Raw genomic sequence first — 20,352 nt, 5'->3', positions numbered from 1 at the left:
CACGGACGACGACGCCCCCACACCCCCAGCCCCACCGACCGCCCATCCCCGCAGACCCGGCCAGAGCACACGCCACCCGACGCCACACGATGCCCTGGACACCGACACCGCGCCGAACTCCCCTCGATCGTCGACGAGGTCCCCCGGCGCGCAGGCATGGTCGTCGTCAGCGACCACCAAGCAGGACTGCGCGAACTCCCCTCGATGCGCCGCCTGAACGTCACCGACGGCAAAGTCAAGGAGGGTACGGCAACCACCCCCGACCGTCATCGTCGCGGTCACCGTGCCCGCATCCGAATCGCCACCCATGCCATGGCCGGCCCTACCCTCACTGCTGCGGCCCTCGCTCGGGCTGGCCGCCTACCTATGGCTGCGACGGGGCAGACCCCGAACACCGGCCGGCACGCCGCTCAACCGCGCCCAGGCAACCCGAACGGCCGCCACCACCCGCCTCCTCGACAACCTGCCGACCGCCGCCACCCCCGCACCCGCCAACGCCGCCACGCTCACCACCAGCACCACACCCGAGACCACCGTCAGGTCAGCCGGAGCCAACCCCGCGGCCGCCTGCAGCACGCTCACCAGCACCACCCCGCCATACCCCAAGGCCGCCACAGCCACCAGCCGCACCCTGACCACCTCACTCCAAGCCGACAACGCCAGCACCCCCGCCAGCACCGGCAACACCTGCACCGCGTGCAGCGTCACCGCATGCGGCACCTTGAGCTGCCCGGCCACCCCGAAGATCGACAGATCCCTCGCCTGAGGCGGCAGCCCGATAGCCCGGCCGTTGGCGATGAGCGCCGCCCCCGACACCAGAGTCAACAGCAGCACCGCCAGCCCCGAACGCACCGCCAGCCGCATGCTGGGCGCACCGTCGAAACGCCGCCAAGCCAGCACCGTCACCACGACGATCGCCGGGATCAACCCCACGATCGCGACCACGGCCAGCGCCGCCGAGACGGCCGCATCGAACGGCGTGCCGAAGTTCAGATGCGAGGGCACCCCACGCCAGCGCTGCAGGTCGATCAGACCCGTCTCCAACACGCTCGCCACCGACAGCGCGCCCACCAGCCACCCACCCTGCCGCCGGCCGAGCCCTGAACGCGCCGCGATCCAGACCAGACTGATCAGGGTCACACCGAAGGCGAAACCGAACAGGATGGGCTTACGCCACGACACCGGACCATCCCACCCACCCCCATCGACGGCGTACACAAGAAGATGAAACGCGCTGCTGGCCAGCAGGAGCACAGCCGCGCCATACCCGAAGCGCTGAAAACCGGACATGACACCAGCCTGGCCGCACACCACCCACCAGACATCCGCCCGGAGAAGGCGACCGCCCTACACCCACCGATGTAGCACCCGCCGCCACCGGCGCGCCGTCGGATCAGCCGCCCGCCGCCACCGCCACCCCGAGCACCAGCAGCACCCCACCGGCGACAACCTGCAACCACCGATGGACCACAGGCCTCCACACCAACACCCGCCCACACTCCACCGCCCAGGTGAACAACAGATACCACGCGACGTTCACCAACGCCCAGACCACACCCAGGACAACACTCGACAGGAACACCGGCCCCTCCGCCGCGACGAACTGCGGCAACACCGACACGACACTCACACCACTCGTCGCCGCCTTCCTCGCACTACTCCACGACGTCGCGGCCGACATCCGCTCCAGCTGGGACCCCACACCAACCCCACCCCCCTGACAGCGCCAGAAAGCCAGAGCCGCGGCGGCGGACACCAGTCCGCCCACCGCCGCGGCCGCCCATGAAGCCCACCGCCGGCCTCGCAACACATTCGGAGCCACCCCACCCAACGGATGGGCGACCACCCCGACCACGCCCCGTGAGCAGCTCGATGCGCGTCATAGACAGCCGAATAATGCGCCAGCGCCCGGCCCGAAAAGGGTGCCACCCGAAGACGGCAGAAACGGGCCGCATAGCCGCTGGTCAGCATCGGTCTGGACGCGGATCTCGGTGTCGGCGAGTGTGTAGAGCTGGGTGGTTTCGGTGGAGGCGTGGCCGAGGCGTCGGCGGATGGTTTCCAGCGATCGATGACCTCAGTGACGGGGGCATGGCGGAGTTGGCGAATGTCGATCTCGACCCCGGCCGCTTCGCAGTAGCCCTCCCACCGGAGATGGGCGGCGTAGGACTTCGGCGCCCCGAGCCCCACACACATAGATCGTCTCGAACAGGACCCGCTCAAGGGGCACATCCTCGCGTGGGCGGCGATCGAGCCCAGGACCTCGGGCGTCTGTCCCCTGTCCGCCACACCATCGCCGCAGGTCAGCACCGTGACGACAAGCCCACAGTGAATCCGGTCCCCGCCAGAACCGGCACGTTTCCAGGCGGCTGCGCGCCGCACTGCTTGTTGGAGTGAGTCTTTAGTCCTTGATTGAAGGGCGGCCGAAGGCCGCCCCACCAGGCGCCTTTACAAAGTAGATTTCTTGAGTGGCCGATCTTCGTGTGAGGCGTCATGGGTGTCGATCGCGCCACTCCCACAGCGGCTCAGGTCACGCAGCGCCCGACTCGGCCGCGGTCGCCGCCCCGATGTCGGCGGAACGGTTGGGGGCGTCCGCCATCCGTGCCAGATCCGTCCCGTTGGCGTGCATCTCATGTCCGACCGGGGTGGTGACAACTCCAGCACGCGCATCCCATAGACGATCCCGGCTGCTCCCCCACGATCAGCCGGGATCCACGTGTCACGCTGCGCTCACCAGGTCTTGCCGGCCGGTTCCCGGATCGCGTGGTTGATCCGGTTGTAGAAGTTGGTCAACGCGATCTCCATGATGATCGCGCTCAGTTGCGCATCGGTGTAGTGGGCGGCGGCGGCGTCCCAGATCTCGTCGGTCACGCCGGGCGCGCCGTCCTGGATTCGGGTGGCGGCCTCGGTCAGCGCGAGCGCCGCCCGTTCCTCGTCGGTGAAGAACGGCGCCTCGCGCCAAGCGGCCACGGTGTGCAGCCGCTCGTCGGCCTCCCCGGCCTTCTTCGCCGAATCGATCGAGGCGTGAACGCAGGGGCTGCAGCCGTTGATCTGGCTGGCCCGCAGGTGGACAAGCGACAGCAGCCGCCTGTCAACCCCACCGGCGGCGATCGCCTTGTTCAGGTGCTTGATCGCCGTGAACACATCGGGGTTCGGTGCGCTGGTCAAACGAGCCTGCATCTGTCTTTCTCCATCATGATCGGTTACCCAGGCCCGTCCGGGCCCGTCATCCTCTATGACGGAGCAGATCCAAGGAAGGTAACAGCGTGTCCGAAACCAGCCCGGTGAACCCGATGACCGAGGCGTTCGAGGCCCAACGCGACCGGCTACACGCGGTCGCCTACCGGATGCTCGGCTCGCACGCCGACGCCGAGGATGCGGTCCAGGAGGCTTGGCTGCGGCTCTCCCGCCAGAACTCGGCGGCGATCGACAACCTCGCTGGCTGGCTGACCACAGTGGTCGGCCGGATCAGCCTGGACGTCCTTCGATCGCGCCAGGCCCACCCTGAGGCGTCCTATGACGACCGCCTGCCCGAGTTCGTGGTGACGCTCGACGACGGACCGATTCCCGACGAGGAGGTGGCGCTGGCCGATACGGTCGGGCTCGCGCTCCTGGTCGTCCTCGAATCACTCCGCCCCAGCGAACGGCTGGCCTTCGTGCTGCACGACCTGTTCGCGGTGCCGTTCGACGAGATCGGCAAGATCCTCGGCAAGTCCGGCGACGCCACCAAGATGCTCGCCAGCCGCGCCCGCAGGAAGGTGCGGGCCACTGAACGGCCGACCGATGGCCGCCAGGAGCAGCGCGTGGCGGTCCAAGCCTTCCTGGCGGCAGCGCGTGACGGCGACTTCGAGGGGTTGCTGCGCGTCCTCGACCCCGACGTCCGGTTGACCGTCGACACCCCCACCGACGTGGTCGTCATCCTCGGCGCCACCCAGGTCGCCGCCGGCGCGCGACTGGCCGCCGGCGCGGCACCACGGGGGCGAGCGGCCGTCGTCAACGGTCTCCCCGGCGTCATCTCGTGGGACGAGGACGGCACTCCGCTCTCGGTCCTCGCGTTCACCGTCCTCGACGGCCGGATCACCGGCATCACAGCCGTGGTCGACCCAGCCAAACTGACGCTCATGGACCTGCCGGACCCGGCGTGACGGCCCGAGAACCGGAAGGGCTCGGAACAGCCCTTGGCCGAGCGGCTCGCCTGCCGTGCCGGTGATCCGTCAGGATGTCACGACCTTCACCACGGACGCGGCCTCAGCAGGCGAGCATCCCGCAACAGCCTTCTCGCTGCGTCCGCAGAGGGCGTCACCGTCGGTCGATCCGGCCACGGTGATCGCAGACGCGGCGGCGGTCAGTGCCGGATCACCCAGCCCGGCGTCCAGCTCCCGGCGGCGTCGTGGCCGGCCACTGTGGCGGCGAGGTGGGCGCGGAGGGTGGCCAGCGCGGGGTGGGGGTTGTCGCGGCGCCACAGGAGCGAGTGCGGATAGACGGGCGACGGGTCGGTCACCGGGATGCGGCGCAGGCCGTGGCCGGCAGGCCAGACCAGGCGGGTCTGCTCGCCCATGAAAGTGGCCAAGGCCTGGGTGTCGGCGATGGTGTCGAGGAGCGCGTCGGAGCCGAAGTTGGGGCCCGTCGCCTCGATGGTGAGGCCGAACTCGGCGACGAGATCGTCGTAGTAGGCGGCCCATTCGGTTCCGGGGACGATGCCGGGCATCCAGATCCGGTGCCCGGCGAGCTGGGCGACGGTCACCGACCGGGCGCCCGCCAGCGCGTGAGCGGGCCCGGTGAGGAGCTGGAGCGGCTCGTCGAGCACCCGGACGGACTCGATGTCCTCGGGCAGGGGCCTGCCGGGCACGGCGACGGCGCGGAAGGACGCGTCGATCGCACCGGACCGAATGGCGGCGACGGCCGTCTCGATATCGAACATCATCACCACGTCGAGCTCGATCTCGGGGTGCGCGCGGTGGAAGCCGCGCATCAGGCCCGAGGCCGCGCTGCGTGAGGCGATCACGTCGACGCGCAGTGGACGGCTGCCGGGGAGCACGGACGCGACCGCGCGCTCGGCGACGCGCAGCAACTCGCGCGCGTGAGGCAGGAACGCCTGCCCGTCGATGGTGAGCCGGGCCCCGCGCGCCGTGCGGGTGAACAGCCGCACGGCGAGGTCCTTCTCCAGCCCGGCGATGCGCTTGGAGACGGCCTGCTGGGTGATCGACAGATCTGCGGCGGCTTCCTGGAACTGGCCGGTGTCTACGACGGCGACGAACGTGCGCACAGCATCGAGATCCACATCAACGGACTTTAGCGTACGACTCACGGTTGTGCAGCTTCGGTCAGCCGGTTGTTTGACGTGCCTATTGGCTGCGCGTTTTGATCTCCCAGATCAACGGTTGGTTGTTTCACAGAGATGGCGGGTGCGCGTTGGGAAGGTCGCTGGGGCGGCGGTTCAGGTGGTTCTGGGCCGCATATGCGGTCAGCACGTTCGGCACATGGCTCGCGTTCGACGCTTTCGCCCTGATCGCGATTCTCGCTCTGGACGCAGGGCCTACCGAGGTGTCGGTTCTGGCCGCCGCGGGACTCGCGGTCGGGGCGGTGGTCGCGGTGCCGCTCGGGCCATGGGTGGAGTTCCGGCGCAAACGGCCGGTGATGATCGCGATGGACCTGATCCGGTTCGCGGCGCTGATGAGCGTTCCCACCGCCCACGTGCTCGGCTGGCTGAGCTTCGCTCAGCTCCTGGTTGTGGCGGTCGTTGTCGGCGCGGCCGACATCGCCTTCACCGCTGCGAGCGGAGCATGCCTGAAGGCGCTCGTCCGGTCCGAGGACCTGCTCGTCGCCAACGGGCGGTTCGAGGCCACGACCTGGACCGCCACCGCGCTCGGGCCGCCGCTCGGTACCGCCGCGATCGGGCTGGTGGGGCCGGTGACGAGCGTGGCGGCCAACGCGGTCAGCTTCCTCCTCTCGGCCGCGGGGATCCGCGCCGTCGGCGGGCGGGAGCCACGTCCCGCGCGAACCGCCGTACGGTCCCGGCCTGGAGCCGGCGACCTGCTGGAGGGGTGGCGGTACATCCTCGCCAGTCCGGCGCTGCGCCCGTTGTTCTTCAACACTGTCCTGGTCAGCGGCCTGATCATGGCAGCCTCGCCGTTGGTCGCCGTCCTCATGCTCGGCGACCTCGGGTTCGCGCCCTGGCAGTACGGCCTCGCCTTCGGCGTCCCCTGCGTCGGCGGCCTCATCGGCTCGCGACTGGCCCGCCCGCTCCTCGCACGGTTCGGACAGCACAAGGTCATGCGCACCGCCGGGACGCTGCGCGCGTGCTGGTCACTCGGATTGGCCTTCATCAGCCCCGGCCCCACCGGGCTCTTCCTCGTCATCGCCGTCGAACTCGGGCTGATCACCTGCATGGGCGTGTTCAACCCGATAGTCGCTACCTACCGGCTCGAACAGCTCCCGTCGGACCGGGTCGCCCGCACGCTGTCCGCCTGGTCGATCACCAGCAAAGCCACCATCGCGGCCATGACCGGCATGTGGGGCCTGCTGGCAGGCCTCACCAGTCCCCGCACCGCGATCGCGATCGCCGGTCTCCTGCTCCTGGCGACCCCGCTCCTCCTCCCTCGACACGACCGCACGCCCCAACCCAAGAACGCCGACCAGGCGCCACCGGAAAGGCGAACACTCGCATGAGCACCGCCCCCGCGCTCGACCCCGCACACACCGCCCTGCTCGTCATGGACTATCAGCCCGCGATCCTCGCACTGCTCCCCGAAAGCGACAGTGAAGCCCTGCTGGGACGCATGGAAAAGGTCATCGCTGTCGTTCGCGCCAGGGGCGGTACGGTCGCCTATGTCCGGGTCGGCTTCACCGAGGCCGACTGGGCTGCGATCCCGCCCACCAACAGGTCATTCGCACCGATCGCCCAGCACCGTCTCATGCACCACGCGGACCTTGACACCGCTGTCCACGAACGTCTCGCTCCGCAGGACGGAGACATCATCGTCCGTAAGATCCGTTACGGAGGCCTGTCCACCACCGACCTCGATCAGCGATTGCGCGAACGCGGCATCACCACTCTGATCATCGCGGGCATCAGTACCAGCGGCGTCGTCCTGTCCACCGTCCTCGACGCGGCCGACCGCGACTACCAGCTCTACGTCCTGGCCGACGGCGTCGCCGACCCTGACCCCGAAGCGCACATCGTCCTGCTCCATCAGGTTCTTCCCTCACGGGCCCACATCCTCGAGACCGCCGAGTTGCGCACCCTCCTGCGGGCCGACTGACGCCAGGCGCGCCCGCCCGGCGTGGCACGGCCCGCGGCTCCCGAGGATGTCACCAGCCCCGAAGTAGCAGGGCCGTGCGCGCTGACCTGCTGTGGTCCGGCGCGCGCGACGACGGGCAGAGTGGCGTGGCTGATGCGGCGTCGCGGCGTGGCGCATGCCCTCGGGGACTTCCTGTGCTGCTCGCCCAGCCGGAAGATCCGCAGCTACGCATGCGAACCTGCGACCGAGCGTTCGCCACCTGCCGCCGACCGGCCGCCACCGTACTGCCGCGTGGGTCATCGACTTCCATGCCGAAGCCGGCCGCCTGGTCGATCAGCTGGAGTGGCCTTCCTCGTGACCACCAGGTAGATGACCGCGGCCGAGAAGATCAGCAGTGCCGTCCAGTCGTTGAGGCGCAGGCCGACGATGTGGTGACTGGGATCGATGCGCAACCACTCGATCCAGGCGCGGCCGGCGGTGTAGGCCGCGGCGTAGAGCGCGAAGGTCCGGCCGCGGTCGAGCCGGAACCGCCGCTCGGCCCAGATGACGAACCCGGCCACGCCCAGGTTCCACAGCGACTCGTAGAGGAACGTCGGATGGTAGGTGGCCGTGGATTCCAGGCCGGGCGGCCGGTGGGCGGGGTCGATCTCCAGCGCCCACGGCAGGGTGGTCGGCCTGCCGTACAGCTCCTGGTTGAACCAGTTGCCCCAGCGGGCGATCGCCTGCCCGAGCGCGATCCCGGGAGCGACGGCGTCGGCGAAGTCGCGCAGCGCGATGCCGCGCCGGCGGCAGGCCAGCCACACGCCCACCGCGCCACCCGCGAGGGCGCCGAAGATGCTGATCCCGCCCTCCCAGATCGCGAAGGCCCGCAGCGGCTCTCGGCCGGGGCCGAAGTACAGCTGCCAGTCGGTGGCCACGTGGTAGAGCCGGGCGCCGACCAGGCCGAACGGCACGGCCCATGTGGCGATGTCGCCTACCTCGCCGGGCTCACCGCCGCGGGCGACCCAACGGTGCCGGGTCACCCAGATGCCGACGAGGACGGCAAGGACCATCAGGAGGGCGTAGGCGCGGATCGGGATCGGGCCCAGATGCCAGACTGCTTGGGACGGGCTGGGGATGGCTGTCACGCCGTCGAGTCTGGTTCCGGTAAGGCTGCGTCCGCATCGAGCGGTGCGCCGATTGTGCGATCAGTCGACTGGTTGATGCCGATCCGGCAGAAGGCTGAATATCGTCAGCGGTGTGGAGTCCTGGGAGCGGTCGCGGCGCCGGTGGCAGCACGCCTTTTTCGTCTCGTGGCTGGTGCTGACCTCTGCGGGACCCGTGATGGAGGGAGGCCGGGCCCTCCCGGTGGTGCTGGTGGCCGGGCTGGCCGCCTGGTACGCGGTGTGGTTCGTGCTGCGCACGCCACCCTCGGGTGACGTGCCCGTGCCGTACGTGCTGGGCGGCGGGTTGCTCTGGCTGGGGCTGTTCGCCGTCGATTCCTCCTTCCTGGTGGTCGGGCTGAGCGTGCTGGTGCCGTACTGCATGGACGCCGTGCGGGTCGGGCTGGTCGCGGTGGTGTCGTGCGCCGGGGGCTGGCTGTGGCACCGATACCACGCGACCGGATCGATCACCTGGACCGAGATCGCCATCAGCGCGCTGATCGCGATCAGCGCGGCCACCGCTGTCGGATACTTCCATTCCGTGGCCCAGCAGAGCGCCGAGCGTAAGCGGCTCATCGACCAGCTGCAGGCCGCGCAGGAGGCGCGGGCGGCGGCCGAACGGCAGGCTGGAGTGGCGGCCGAGCGGCAGCGGCTGGCCCGAGACATCCACGACAGCCTCACCCAGGGGTTCGCCAGCGTGGTGATGTTGCTGGAGGCAGCGCAGGCGACCCTGCCGGACAACAAGCACCTCAGCCAGGCGTTACGGGCGGCCCGGGAGAACCTGGCTGAAAGCCGCCGCGTGGTGCGAGCGCTGCGACCCGGCGAGCTCGACGAGTGCGGCCTGCCGGTGGCCCTGCAGCGGCTGTCCGGCCGGCTGTCCGACGAGACCGGCATCAAGGCGCACACCGTGATCACCGGCACGCTCCGGCCGCTGGAAGCCCAAGTCCAGGCAGAGCTGCTGCGCGTGGCGCAGGAGGCGGTCGCCAACGCACGCCGCCATGCCCGTCCCGAGCAGGTTACGCTGACCCTGTCGTACATGGAGGACCTGGTCGTGCTGGATGTCCACGATGACGGCGACGGTTTCGATCCCGAGCGGGCCGCCTCCGGACATGGCCTGTCGATCATGCGGGAGCGGATGGAGCAGCTCGGCGGCGCACTGCTCGTGGAAAGTGCTCCCGGCGCGGGCGCCACGGTCGTGGCCAGCCTCCCGGCCGCGGTGCTGAGGGGGGCGCGATGACCGTCCGGGTCCTGATCGCCGACGATCATCCGGTGGTCCGCGACGGCATCCGGGCGATGCTCGGCACGCAGGACGACCTGGAGGTGGTCGGCGAGGCGGTGTCCGGCACAGACGCGGTACGGCTGGCGCGCGACCTGCGACCCGACGTCACCCTGATGGACCTGCAGCTGCCCGAGATCGACGGCGCGACGGCGATCAACCGGATTCGCGAAGACGACCCCGGCGCCAAGGTGATCGTCCTTACCACTTACGACACCGACGGCGACATCTCACGTGCCATCGACGCGGGAGCCATCGGCTACCTGCTCAAGGACACCCGACGTGAGCAGCTTTTCGACGCGATCCGGGCGGCGGCGCGAGGAGAGAGTGCGCTGTCGCCGACGATCGCCACCCGGGTGTTGTCGTGGGCACGTGCCGATGCGCCTGACGCCCTCAGCGGTCGGGAGATCGAGGTCCTGGGCGCGGTCGCCCAAGGGATGAGCAACAAGGCCATCGCCGCCCACCTGTGCATCAGCGAGGCCACGGTCAAGACCCACCTCCTGCACATCTTCGCCAAGCTCGGCGTCGACGACAGGACCGCCGCCGTGACGGTCGCCGCTTCCCGCGGGATCATCCGTCTCGGCGGCTGGACGAGCATGTCCGATCTCCCACCGGTGATCGTAGGCGATCAGTGACCGGGTGATCGGGCGTTGGTCGCGTTGTCGTGCCGGATCGCGGCGGCCGGCGCCAGGACGCGCTGGGCGACTCTCTCGAAGGAGCGGCCACCGTGGTCTTCCAGATCGAGCCGGCCCTTGAGTGGTGCCGTCAAGAAGCTCGCCATCGGCCGCAAACGAGCGTGTTCGGGCAGGTCAGTGGCATGGTGTGGACGTGATCACGGCGACGCCGATCACTGACCGCCGGCGGGAAATTCGGGTGCGGAGGGTCGGTGGCGTGGTGTGTGATCGGGGGATGACGATCGAGATGGGTAGGCCGGGGGCCGACGGGCTCGGTGACGTGGTGCGGGTCTTGAGGGAGTGGCAGTACGACGGAGCGCCGGTGCAGTTGCATCCGGGGGATGTGGGGTGGTTCTGGCGGTTCGGCGGGGAGCGGACGGCGGAGGCCACGCGAACCTGGAGTCGGGCTGGTGAGGTTCTGGCCGTCGGACTGCTGGATGGTGCGGAGTTGCTGAGGTTGGCGTTCGCGCCGGAGGCGTTGCGGGACGAGGACTTGGCGCGGCAGGTGGTCGAGGACGTGTCGGCCCCTGAACGTGGTGTGCTCCTCGAGGGCACGGTGTACGTCGAGGCGCCGATGGGCGCGCTGGTCCAGGACCTGTTGTTCAAGGACGGCTGGGAGAGCGGCGAGCCTTGGACACCGCTTCGGCGTGACCTCGGCGAGCCTGTGCCTGATCCCGGTGTTCGCGTCGAGGTGATCGGGCCGGAACAGGCGCACGAGTGGGCCGCGGTCGTGCGGGCGTCGTTCGACGGGTCGACGTTCACCGACGAGCGCTGGCACGCGATGGCGGCAGGTGCACCGTACGTCGACGCGCGGTGCCTGGTCGTTCGCAATGGGCAGGGCGAGGCGGTGGCGGCCGTGGCGGTGTGGTCGGCGGGCGAAGGCAAGCCGGGGCTGATCGAGCCGATGGGGGTGCATCGGGCACACCGCGGTCACGGTTACGGCCGAGCGATCACGGTCGCCGCGGCGCGCGCACTCCAGGAGTTGGGTTCGTCCAGCGTGATCGTGTGCACCCCGAGCTCCAACGTCGGCGCCGTCGCCACCTACCAGTCGGCCGGGCTCGAGCAGTTGCCCGAAAGACGGGACCTGAACCGCAACGCTTCCTGAGGCTTTCGGTGTGGGGGCGGGGTGTGGCCGGTGATCGCGGGGCCGGCTCCGTGTAGCGCGGAGGTGAGCTCCGCCGCGGCCGGCTCCGCCCCAGTCCCAGCACGGTCAGCGGGGTCGGCTGGGCCGTCTCCCAGCGGTCGCCGGCCGGCAGCTTGGCCCGCGGATCGCCCCACCGGTCGCCGTCCTTCGCGAAAACGTCCCGGCGGCCAAGCGCGCGGTGCAGATGTTCCCGCACGCAGAACGTGTACGCCGCCTTCTCCGCGCACCCCGCGAGCCGCGAGCGCCACGGACGCCGCTGGGGTGGCGTAGGCGGCGCGACTGCTTGCGGGGCGCAGGGTCTCGGCAGCCCAAGAGCTCGTCTTCCACGTGGCCCTCCCGGGCGCGGCCTGGTCTGGTGTCACCCTCCACAGCCACGCTGCGGCGTCCACCACTGCCGGGGCCGCCCCGCCGCGTTGCTCGATCAGGCGGTCGCGATCGTGGAAGGCCTGCGCGAAGGCCGACGCGATGCTAACTTGGTCGTATGACTAATTTAGTCGATCGACCAAGTCCTGACCGGGGGGAGCGGCGACGCGAGCGGCTGGTCGAGGCGGGGCTGGCGCTGCTGGCCGAAGGCGGCTGGCCCGCTGTCACCACGCGAGCGGTGGCCGAGCGCGCCGACACGAACCTGGGCCTGATCCACTACCACTTCGGCGGCCTGAAGGAACTCCACGTCATGATCGCGCGGCGGGCGGGCGAGATGGTGATCGAGCCGCTGCTCGCCCAGCTCCTCGCCGCGACCGGCGAGCGAGCGGGCGTCGAGAGCCTGCGCCACCTGCTGCCGGCCGCCGTGGACGACGACCACGTCACCCGGCTGTCGGTGGAACTGGTGGCGGGGGCGTTGCGCACGCCCGAGATCGGCGAGGTCCTCCGCGACCAGCTGCGATTCGCGCGCGAGCGGATCGCGGCGTGGCTCGGCGACCTGCATCCCCAGTGGTCCCCGAGCCGCTGCCTGGGCGCGGCCACACTGATCACCGGCCTGCTGGACGGGCTGGTGCTGCACCGGCTGCTCGACCAGGAGTTGCCCGCGCGGGAGGCGGTGTCGGCGCTGGGCGACCTGCTCGACGCACTCGGCGGAGGCGCGGCATGAGGATCCTGATCTCCGGTGGCGGCGTGGCGGGACTGACCCTGGCGTACTGGCTGCACCACCACGGCTTCACGCCCGTGGTCGTCGAACGCTCCCCGCAGGGGCGGGTCGGCGGCTACGGCATCGACTTCTTCGGCACCGGCTACGACATCGCCGAACGCATGGGCCTGGTCCAGCGGCTGGAGCGGGGCAGGATCCCCGCCGACTCCGTCACGTTCGTCGACGCCGACGGCCGGGTGCGGGCGCGGCTGAAACGCACGCTGGTCGAGAACGTCGTGCGGGGCCCCTCCCTGCCCGTCATGCACGGCACCCTCGAAAAGGCGCTCGCCGGCACGATCTCCGGTCTCGTGGAGATCCGCCACGAGCAGACGATCACCGAGGTACGGCAGGCGGGAGACGGCGTCGCCGTCACCTTCGCCGACGGCCGCGAGGAGGGCTTCGACCTGCTCATCGGTGCCGACGGCGTCCACTCGGTCACCAGGCGGCTGGTCTTCGGACCGGAGCGCGACTACGCGCGCCACCTCGGCTACCATCTGGCCTGCTACCCGCTGCCCGACGACCACGACCTGGGCCCGACCAGGATCCACTACACCAGACGGGGCCGCCAGGTGGTGGTCTACCGTACCGACCGGCCGGGCGAGATGATCGCCTTGTTCCTCTTCAAGGCGCAGGACGAGGGCGGGGTCCCGCGTGCGGCCAGGCTCGCCAGGCTGAGGGACGAGTTCGCGGGGATGGGATGGATCACCCAGCGGCTCCTGGACGGCGCTCCCGCCGACGAGCCCGTCTTCATGGACACCATGACGCAGATCGTCATGCCAGGCTGGCACCAGGGCAGGGTCGCCCTCGTAGGCGACGCCTGTGGCTGCATGACGCTGGTGTCGGCCCAGGGCGTCTCGATGGCGATGGGCGGCGCCTTCCTGCTCGCCGAGGCGCTGGGCCGGCACCGCGGCGACCACCGCGCCGCCTTCGCCGCGTACGAGCGGCGGATGCTGCCCGAGGTGACCCGCCGCCAGCGCAACGCCCGCGCGGTCGCCCGCACGCTCATCCCCTCGACCCGGCTCGGCACGAGCGCGCAGCACCTGGTCATGCGCCTGCTGGCGCGGAAGGCGTTCGCCCCCGTCCTGCGCCGGCGGTTCGGCGCTGGCAGCATCCTGTCGGTGGGGGAAGCATGAAGGTCGTCGCGACGCCACCGCCGCCGTCCGGCATCCGCCGGCTGCTCTTCCGGCTGCCCATCCACCTGTACCGCCTGCGCCTGGGATGGCTGCTGGCCGGCCGCTTCATGCTCCTGACCCACACCGGACGGATCTCCGGCAAACCACGACAGGTCGTCATCGAGGCGATCGCCCACGATCCCGCCGACGGCAGCTACGTCGGCCCTTCCGGCTACGGCAAGCGGTCCGACTGGCTCCGCAACGTCCTGGCCACCCCGGAGGTCACCGTCCAGGTGGGCACCCGCGCCATGCCGATGACGGCGCGCCCGCTCGGCCCGGAGGAGGGCGCCGAGCTCATGGCCGCCTACGCCGGCCGCTCCCCCAGGGTCGCCAGGCGGCTCGCCCGGTTCATGGGCTTCCTGGTCGACGGCTCCGAAGCGGACTTCAGGGAGGTCGGCAGCCGCATCGTCTTCGTCCGCTTCACCCCGCGCTGAGGCGGTGCGGCTGTCAACGGAAGACGGCGGGAACGGGCCGTGTCCTTGAACTGCTGCCAGGGCTGTCGCACGGGCGCCGCGGCGAGAGAGCCGCGCGATCATGCGGATTGCAGCCGCGGTGCAAGCGACACCTGATCAAATACCGGCATCGGAACAGACAAGGCCGGCCCGATAGGCGCCGCCTATCAGCGTGAGGTAGAGCGATGGCATCGATCGTCTTCGGGACACTCGCCGGCATTGCATGGATCGTGGGCGTGGTGCTGTTCCTCGTGTTGAGGCGGAAGCCGCACACCCGGGTCGGGGCGTACGTCAGCGCGACGTTCGTCTTCCTGGGCGCGGGGGTGCTCACCATGGGCTCCCTCTCGTTCGGGAGCCTGGAATCCGCAGCGCTGCAGACCTTCACGCCGGAGGAGCGCGCGGCGGCGGTGCCGTGCAACGCGGCGGTCCTGGAAGCCGAGGAGACGTCCAACAAGCTCAACGGACGCTACATCTGGCTGTTGCGGCTCCGCGTGACTCCTCAAGCCGGCAGCCCGTACGAGATCGAGCGTACGGCCCGGCTCACCTCGTCCATCGGGGAACGCCTGGAGCGGGGCAACGTCGTGCTTTCCTGCCTGGTGGCCCCCACCGACCACACCCGGATCGAGATCTCGGCCCTGGCCTGAGCCTTCCACGCCGACCACGACGAACGGCGGCTCTCCCAAAGATCGATTCGTCTGGAGTGAGAACCGGCTGCGCGGCCTGCCCTGCACGAACGGCCCCGAAGCTCCCAACCGGACTCCCTGCCGGTCGCGGTCGTCTCCAGCTCCCAGACCGCCTGCGCACCGGCTGGGGCGTCATGGCGTCCCCAGATAGGTGTCGAGCGCGGCCGCACCCGCCAGCATCGCCAGGCCCCGCGCCGTCAGCCGATCGCGCCACTCCCGCAGCGTCGCCTGCAGCGGCTCAGGTCCGCCGGCCGCCCGCACCCGCTCCAGCACCCGCGCGATCGGCTCCAGCCCGTACCCGCCCCGCCGCAGTTGGTGGGCCAGCAGTACGTCACGCACGTCGGCGGAGGTGTAGACGCGGTAGCCGGTCCGCTGATCGCGCCGGGGCACGATCAGCCCCGCCCCCTCCCATTTGCGCAACGTCGCGGGCCGGATGCCGAGCCTGCGCGCCAGCGGCCCGATGAACGTCACACCCGGCTCCAGCTCACGCGGCGGCACCAGGTCGCGTAGCGCCCGTTCCACGGCCTCCAGCGTGTGCCGGTCCCCTGCCAGTTGCGCGTGGCTCTCGTCGATCAGCCGCAGCGCCTCCTCGACCGCGCCGCCGTTCACGGCCCGCATGATTGCCCCCGCGGTCGCGTGGCCGTGTGCGGGGATCAACGCCAGGAACGTCCGCAACGCCGCCGCATGGCGCGGAGTGTAGACGCGGTAGCCGTACGGCGAGCGCTCGGCCGGCGGCAGGATCCCCGCCTCCTCGTAGTTGCGCACCGCCTGCGTGGACAGGCCGTGCTCGCGCGCCAGATCGATGGGCCGCAACCGCATTTTGAAGGTATGTCCTCACCAGCAGCAGGAGATGTCACCGAAGTTTGCAAACAAGGTGCAATGATACGGTTAACCATGGGACGGTCTCGATCGCCCTCACCGATCTTCCGTCCCCCGCCGCCCTCCTGTGCTACCGCCGACTCAGATCGGCTGCCGGCGCACCATCTCGGTGATCCAGATGGGCGCGAACGGAGACGTGCAGCCCGGGGAGGTCGGGTAGTCCTTGAGCACCTCCAGGCGCTCACCGATGTCGATCGCACGGGCGCGGAGCTCGGCGTGCTCGATCCCGATCTGGGCCAGGCAGTGGTTCATCGCCCACTGCAGGCGGTCCGGGGCGTCTTTCATCTCGGCCTCGATGACGTCGAGCAGTCCTGCGAGGTCCAGGCCCTCGGGCTTCTTCGTCACACGTTCAGTGGTCAGCGCCCAGCCGGCGCTCGCGACCACCGGATCCGGATCGGCGGACCAGGCCAGGCGCAGCTCTTCGGAGTGCGGGTTCTTCTTCACCACGTAGTTCACGAGCCAGTCGTGCACCTTGGGTGTGCGCGCCCCACGAACCATGACGTCCAACTCGTCACGCTCGAACGCCTTCGGGCGGCAGATCAGGATCGCCAGCAGTCTCGCCGCGGTGTCATCCGTCTCCCAGAGCCGGCACGCGAGCTCCTGCTGCGTCTTCAGCCGCTTCGCGAGCGCGCGCAGCTTGCTGAGGTTCACACCGTGATCGTCACCGTGTTTCTCGTTCACCTCGCGTATCTTCGGGTCCTCGAGCCCGGCCAGCTCGGCCATCACCTCCGCCACCGTCGTCTCGGTCAGCGATGTCTCGGCCACCTCAGCCTCCTGTCCCTCACGTGCGAGATTCAGCCTATGACGGGTGCCGCCGGAGCACGGAGGGAACGGGCCGCGTCGGCGTCATCGCCGAGACGTTCCTCACCGCTTGGCGGCGCATCGGCGACGTGCCCGAGGGCGAGGAGGCGCTGCTGTGGCTGTACGGGGTGACCCGCCGCGTGCTGGCCACGTGCGCAGCTCCGCCTACCAGGCGCTGGCGACGCTGCCCGCGGTACGGGTCGAAGGCCGGAGCACCGACCCGCAGGGGCGGCCGGGCGTCGCCGTGACCTTCCCGATCCAGGAGGGCCGGCCCGGCCAGGGCAGGCTGATCATCGACCCCGACACCTCCAAGGTGCTGACCTTCGACGTCACCGGCACACCGCAGAGGGGCGACCGGGTCAACGTGGTGCTGGAGTCCGGCTGGACTGATACCAAGCCGTCCCCGCCCTCGGCCGAGTGAAGGCCGACGGGCCGACCGGGCGCGAGCACCGGCCGGCCCGTCCCCCTCGGTGAGGGTCGTAGGCGATCAAGCGGCGGTGGGGTCGAGCCGGGTGTCGGTGTCCAATCTCACCGCTGCCTTGCGGCTGGCCGTGGCGCGTCGACAGGCCGTGCTCGCACGCCGGATCGGTGGGCCGCAACGGCAGTTTGAAAGTACAGCCTCGTCAACAGCCGGGAATATCACTAAAGTCTCCACGAGAGGTTCAACGATACCGTTGAAGGCATGGCAGCCTTGATCCAGGACTCCGCCCGCCCCTTCACCGGCGGCGCTCTCACCGCGCTCCTGTCCCCCGCCACCCGCCTGCTCGGCCTCGGCGAGCCCACCCACGGCGTCGAGGCCTTCCCAGAGCTGCGCAACGAGCTGTTCCGCCATCTCGTCGAACACGAGGGCTACCGCTCGATCGCCATGGAGAGCGACTGCCTGGCAGCCCTGGCCGCCGACGCGTACGTCACCGACGGCATCGCGACCCTCGACGACGCGATGAGCCGCGGCTTCAGCCACGGCTTCGGCGCCTCACCCGCCAACCGGGAGCTTCTGCGGTGGATGCGCGCCTACAACGAGCAGCGTCCTCCGCACGAGCGGCTCCACTTCTACGGCTTCGACGGCCCCCTGGAGATGACCGGCGCCGCCGGCCCCCGCCCAGCCCTCACCGCCCTGCACGGCTACCTCGCCGCCCACCTCGACCTGGCCTGGAGCCGCGAGACACTCGACGAGCTGCTCGGCCCCGACGAGCGCTGGACCGACCCCGCCACCATCATGGATCCCACCCGGTCAGCCGGCCGCACCCCCGAGGCCAAGGAACTGCGCCTGATCGCCGACGACCTGCGCGCGCTGCTCACCGCGCACGCCCCCCACCTGACAGCCGAAACCTCCCCCGACGACTGGTGGCGCGCCGACCTGCACGCCCGCACCGCCACCGGACTCCTGCGCTACCACGCCGGCATGGCCGACACCGCGCCCACCCGCGTCGGCGCGCTGATGTGCCTGCGCGATGCGATGATGGCCGACAACCTCGACGCCATAGTCCGCCGCGAGGCCCGTCGCGGCCCCACCCTCGCCTTCGCCCACAACCGCCACCTGCAGCGCGACAAGAGTCACCTGCGGTTGGGCGACCTGGCGCTCGAGTGGTGGAGCGCGGGGGCCATCATCGCCACCCACCTCGGCGACCGGTACGCCTTCGCCGCCACCACCTTCGGCGCCCGCGGCTCCGACGTCCCCCCTCCCGACACCCTCGAAGGGCTCCTGTCCGCTCTCCCCCACGCCCGCGCCGTCATCGACCCCGGCCACCTCGCCGCGGCCCTCGACCGGAGGCTGACACCCCGCGTCCCGGCCGACCACACCTACCTCTCCCTCGACCCGGCCACCACCGACCAGGTCGACGCCATCGTCTTCGTCAAGGAGATCTGAGCCGCCCATGGCGGCGACGGGTGATCCAGGCCGGGGCCGCCGATGATGGTCTGCGGCGCAGTCCCGGATCGCGGACCCGATCACCTGGCGACCAGGCCGCCCCGCTCAGCGGCGGGCCGGCCGTCGCGCGCCACGGTGTGCCACGGCCCTGCGTCGCAGGCTCCGATGACCGAACCGGGGCCGGTGCGGTGCATTCACCACTGCCGCCATCTCGCCTGCGGCGGCGCCGGGATTCCGGCGGTCGCCGTACGCAGGTCCCGGCCGGCAGGGACCGCCGGGCCCGGCGCCCGGCCGCACCACCGGATCTCCCGGCTGACGGGACCTGCCGGTCAGGTCTCCAGCAGGTCCGTCGGGATTTCGCGTTCCAGGTGAACGGCCTCGGTGTGCTCGGTGTGGGCGAGAGCCAGGTCCAGCAGCAGGCGTACGTGGGCGTCGTCCAGTCGGTAGTAGGCCATGCGCCCGGCCCGCCGTACCGAGACCACACGGTGGGCGCGCAGCAGGCGCAGCGCGTGGGAGGCCGCCGATTCGCTCAGCTGCGCGACCACCGCCAGGTCGCACACGCACAGCTCGCCTTCGAGCAGCGCCAGCAGCAGCCGCAGCCTGCTCGGGTCGGACAGCAGGCCGAAGACGTCGGCGGTGTCGGCGAGATCGGCCTCGGTGGGCATCCGGGAGGCCACCGTCGCGACGCGGTCGGCGTCAACGACGCGGGTGGCGCAGTGGTCGATCACGCTCACCCGCCGATCCGACGCGCTCTTCACAGAGCTCCGAAGGAGCCACCGCGCGTGCGCACCGGCGTGGCGGTCATCGTCGCGGCCGGCGGTGGCGCGGCGGGGCGGAGCTCGGGATGGGTCGGGCGGTGATGGGTCGGGCCGTGTGGGTCCACGCAGTGCGCGGCCGTCCGGGACTCGGCTTCCCCCGCGTCGGACACCTCGGGCGTGTGGTCGACCTGCAGGGTGGCGTGCTCGATACCGTAGCCGTCACGCAGCAGCGTTTGGACGCTCACGCGGACGTCGTGACAATCGGCGCCCGGCGTGACCAGGATGTGCGCCGACAGGGCGGCGTAGCCGGAGGTGAGTTCCCACACGTGCAGGTCGTGGACCTCGACCACGTGTTCCGCCTCGGCGCAGCGGCGGCCGATGTCGGCGGGGTCCATCCCGGCGGGCGCGGCCTCCATGAAGACGCGGCCGGCGGCGCGGACCAGCGCCCAGCCCGCCTTGAGCATCAGCCCCGCCACCACCAGGGCGGCGATCGCGTCCGCACGCATCCAGCCCGTCAGCAACACCACGGCGCCCGCGGCGGTGGTGGCGACGAAGGCGAACAGGTCGTTGAGGATGTGCTGGTATGCGCCCTCGACGTTGAGGCTGGAGCGGTTCGCCCTGGACAGCAGCCAGGTCGCGGCCAGATTGACGGCGATGCCGGCCAGCCCGGTGATCACCACGAACACGCCCTCGACCGGTGAGGGCTCGATCAGGCGGCGAACGCCCTCGACGGCGAAGTAGACCGCCAGCAGCAGCAGCGTGACACCGTTGACGTGGGCGGAGATGATCTCGGCGCGCTTGAGGCCGTAGGTGAAGCCGCCCCGCGCGGGGCGGGCCGCGACGCGCATCGCGATCAGGGCGAAGCCGATCGCCATGGCGTCGGTGAGCATGTGCCCGGCGTCGGAGATCAGGGCCAGCGACCCCGCCAGCACGCCGATCACGACCTCGGCCGCCATGAAGGCCGTGATCAGCCCGAGCGCCAAGCCCAGATACCGGCGGTCCGTGTGCGCGCCCACCGCATGTCCGTGCCCATGCCCGTGTCCATGTCCCTGCCCATGTCTGTGCCCGTGCTGTTCAGGCATGTGCGCGACTCCTTGTCGTCGGGGGAGCGAGCGTCCGCCGGTGACGCTCTCATCTTTACTT

21 protein-coding genes and 1 pseudogene are annotated in these 20,352 nt (G+C 70.6%); 12 read left to right on the top strand and 10 right to left on the bottom strand.

The window, feature by feature from the left end:
- Positions 1-360: 360 nt before the first annotated feature.
- The 3 genes from AC3EO4_RS27735 to AC3EO4_RS27725 form a co-directional block, all read right to left on the bottom strand.
- Positions 361-1,290 (bottom strand): hypothetical protein, encoded by a 930-nt coding sequence (locus tag AC3EO4_RS27735; RefSeq protein WP_431898513.1) that lies wholly within the window; start codon positions 1,288-1,290, stop codon positions 361-363.
- Between the two features lie 103 nt (positions 1,291-1,393).
- Positions 1,394-1,621 carry a hypothetical protein gene (locus tag AC3EO4_RS27730; protein WP_379580492.1) on the bottom strand — a complete coding sequence of 76 codons (228 nt, stop codon included), beginning with the start codon at positions 1,619-1,621 and terminating at the stop codon, positions 1,394-1,396.
- 1,106 nt (positions 1,622-2,727) lie between these two features.
- The gene (locus AC3EO4_RS27725) at positions 2,728-3,177 is read right to left on the bottom strand and encodes a carboxymuconolactone decarboxylase family protein (RefSeq protein ID WP_379580490.1); all 450 of its coding nucleotides are present in this window, start codon (positions 3,175-3,177) and stop codon (positions 2,728-2,730) included.
- A gap of 86 nt (positions 3,178-3,263) precedes the next feature.
- Here AC3EO4_RS27725 and AC3EO4_RS27720 point away from each other — a divergent pair, with 86 nt between their 5' ends.
- Positions 3,264-4,142: a sigma-70 family RNA polymerase sigma factor gene (locus AC3EO4_RS27720; protein ID WP_431898512.1), complete on the top strand. Its 879-nt coding sequence runs from the start codon at positions 3,264-3,266 to the stop codon at positions 4,140-4,142.
- A 200-nt stretch (positions 4,143-4,342) separates the two neighbouring features.
- Here AC3EO4_RS27720 and AC3EO4_RS27715 read toward each other — a convergent pair whose 3' ends face one another.
- Positions 4,343-5,278, bottom strand: a complete 936-nt coding sequence (locus tag AC3EO4_RS27715; protein WP_379580488.1) for a LysR family transcriptional regulator — start codon at positions 5,276-5,278, stop codon at positions 4,343-4,345.
- Between the two features lie 131 nt (positions 5,279-5,409).
- Here AC3EO4_RS27715 and AC3EO4_RS27710 point away from each other — a divergent pair, with 131 nt between their 5' ends.
- Both AC3EO4_RS27710 and AC3EO4_RS27705 read left to right on the top strand, forming a co-directional pair.
- Positions 5,410-6,666 carry an MFS transporter gene (locus AC3EO4_RS27710; RefSeq protein ID WP_379580486.1) on the top strand — a complete coding sequence of 419 codons (1,257 nt, stop codon included), beginning with the start codon at positions 5,410-5,412 and terminating at the stop codon, positions 6,664-6,666.
- Positions 6,663-7,259 (top strand): cysteine hydrolase family protein, encoded by a 597-nt coding sequence (locus AC3EO4_RS27705; RefSeq protein ID WP_379580484.1) that lies wholly within the window; start codon positions 6,663-6,665, stop codon positions 7,257-7,259. Before AC3EO4_RS27710 ends, AC3EO4_RS27705 begins: the two co-directional genes overlap by 4 nt.
- A 275-nt stretch (positions 7,260-7,534) precedes the next feature.
- Here AC3EO4_RS27705 and lgt read toward each other — a convergent pair whose 3' ends face one another.
- Complete coding sequence (lgt, locus tag AC3EO4_RS27700; protein ID WP_431898511.1) at positions 7,535-8,365, bottom strand: prolipoprotein diacylglyceryl transferase; 831 nt, start codon at positions 8,363-8,365, stop codon at positions 7,535-7,537.
- Between the two features lie 112 nt (positions 8,366-8,477).
- On the opposite strand from lgt, the gene AC3EO4_RS27695 reads away from it, so the two are divergent.
- The gene (locus AC3EO4_RS27695) at positions 8,478-9,617 is read left to right on the top strand and encodes a sensor histidine kinase (RefSeq protein ID WP_431898510.1); all 1,140 of its coding nucleotides are present in this window, start codon (positions 8,478-8,480) and stop codon (positions 9,615-9,617) included.
- Complete coding sequence (locus AC3EO4_RS27690; RefSeq protein WP_379580476.1) at positions 9,614-10,291, top strand: response regulator; 678 nt, start codon at positions 9,614-9,616, stop codon at positions 10,289-10,291. Before AC3EO4_RS27695 ends, AC3EO4_RS27690 begins: the two co-directional genes overlap by 4 nt.
- Here the strand turns inward: AC3EO4_RS27690 and AC3EO4_RS27685 are convergent.
- Positions 10,271-10,416 (bottom strand): annotated as a pseudogene (locus AC3EO4_RS27685) (IS982 family transposase); the annotation flags it as partial. The gene AC3EO4_RS27690 and the pseudogene AC3EO4_RS27685 overlap by 21 nt on opposite strands.
- Positions 10,417-10,565: 149 nt before the next feature.
- Here AC3EO4_RS27685 and AC3EO4_RS27680 point away from each other — a divergent pair.
- The 5 genes from AC3EO4_RS27680 to AC3EO4_RS27660 all read left to right on the top strand — a co-directional run bounded on the left by AC3EO4_RS27680 (position 10,566) and on the right by AC3EO4_RS27660 (position 14,865).
- Complete coding sequence (locus AC3EO4_RS27680; protein WP_379580474.1) at positions 10,566-11,435, top strand: GNAT family N-acetyltransferase; 870 nt, start codon at positions 10,566-10,568, stop codon at positions 11,433-11,435.
- Positions 11,436-11,955: 520 nt separating this feature from the next.
- Positions 11,956-12,561 carry a TetR/AcrR family transcriptional regulator gene (locus AC3EO4_RS27675; protein ID WP_379580472.1) on the top strand — a complete coding sequence of 202 codons (606 nt, stop codon included), beginning with the start codon at positions 11,956-11,958 and terminating at the stop codon, positions 12,559-12,561.
- Positions 12,558-13,730 carry an FAD-dependent monooxygenase gene (locus AC3EO4_RS27670; protein WP_431898509.1) on the top strand — a complete coding sequence of 391 codons (1,173 nt, stop codon included), beginning with the start codon at positions 12,558-12,560 and terminating at the stop codon, positions 13,728-13,730. Before AC3EO4_RS27675 ends, AC3EO4_RS27670 begins: the two co-directional genes overlap by 4 nt.
- Positions 13,727-14,203, top strand: coding sequence for a nitroreductase family deazaflavin-dependent oxidoreductase (locus AC3EO4_RS27665; RefSeq protein WP_379580468.1), 477 nt, complete (start codon positions 13,727-13,729; stop codon positions 14,201-14,203). Before AC3EO4_RS27670 ends, AC3EO4_RS27665 begins: the two co-directional genes overlap by 4 nt.
- Before the next feature lie 203 nt (positions 14,204-14,406).
- Entirely contained in the window at positions 14,407-14,865 is a 459-nt protein-coding gene (locus AC3EO4_RS27660; RefSeq protein ID WP_379580466.1) for a hypothetical protein, read from the top strand.
- A 171-nt stretch (positions 14,866-15,036) separates the two neighbouring features.
- Here the strand turns inward: AC3EO4_RS27660 and AC3EO4_RS27655 are convergent, their stop codons facing one another.
- Together AC3EO4_RS27655 and AC3EO4_RS27650 are read right to left on the bottom strand one after the other, a co-directional pair.
- The gene (locus tag AC3EO4_RS27655) at positions 15,037-15,723 is read right to left on the bottom strand and encodes a MerR family transcriptional regulator (protein ID WP_379580464.1); all 687 of its coding nucleotides are present in this window, start codon (positions 15,721-15,723) and stop codon (positions 15,037-15,039) included.
- A gap of 141 nt (positions 15,724-15,864) precedes the next feature.
- Entirely contained in the window at positions 15,865-16,506 is a 642-nt protein-coding gene (locus tag AC3EO4_RS27650; protein ID WP_431898562.1) for a DNA alkylation repair protein, read from the bottom strand.
- Positions 16,507-16,699: 193 nt separating this feature from the next.
- Here AC3EO4_RS27650 and AC3EO4_RS27645 point away from each other — a divergent pair, with 193 nt between their 5' ends.
- Positions 16,700-17,005, top strand: coding sequence for a hypothetical protein (locus AC3EO4_RS27645; RefSeq protein ID WP_431898508.1), 306 nt, complete (start codon positions 16,700-16,702; stop codon positions 17,003-17,005).
- A 261-nt stretch (positions 17,006-17,266) separates the two neighbouring features.
- Positions 17,267-18,451 (top strand): erythromycin esterase family protein, encoded by a 1,185-nt coding sequence (locus tag AC3EO4_RS27640; protein ID WP_431898507.1) that lies wholly within the window; start codon positions 17,267-17,269, stop codon positions 18,449-18,451.
- 329 nt (positions 18,452-18,780) lie between these two features.
- On the opposite strand, the gene AC3EO4_RS27635 is transcribed toward AC3EO4_RS27640, so the two are convergent.
- Together AC3EO4_RS27635 and AC3EO4_RS27630 are read right to left on the bottom strand one after the other, a co-directional pair.
- Positions 18,781-19,185, bottom strand: a complete 405-nt coding sequence (locus AC3EO4_RS27635) for an ArsR/SmtB family transcription factor (RefSeq protein WP_379580456.1) — start codon at positions 19,183-19,185, stop codon at positions 18,781-18,783.
- A 20-nt stretch (positions 19,186-19,205) separates the two neighbouring features.
- Positions 19,206-20,225 (bottom strand): cation diffusion facilitator family transporter, encoded by a 1,020-nt coding sequence (locus tag AC3EO4_RS27630; protein ID WP_431898506.1) that lies wholly within the window; start codon positions 20,223-20,225, stop codon positions 19,206-19,208.
- Positions 20,226-20,352 lie beyond the last annotated feature (127 nt).

Source organism: Nonomuraea sp. bgisy101, assembly GCF_057708945.1.
The sequence above is the reverse complement of the archived record's forward strand: the minus strand, read 5'-3'. Positions and strand labels throughout refer to the sequence as shown.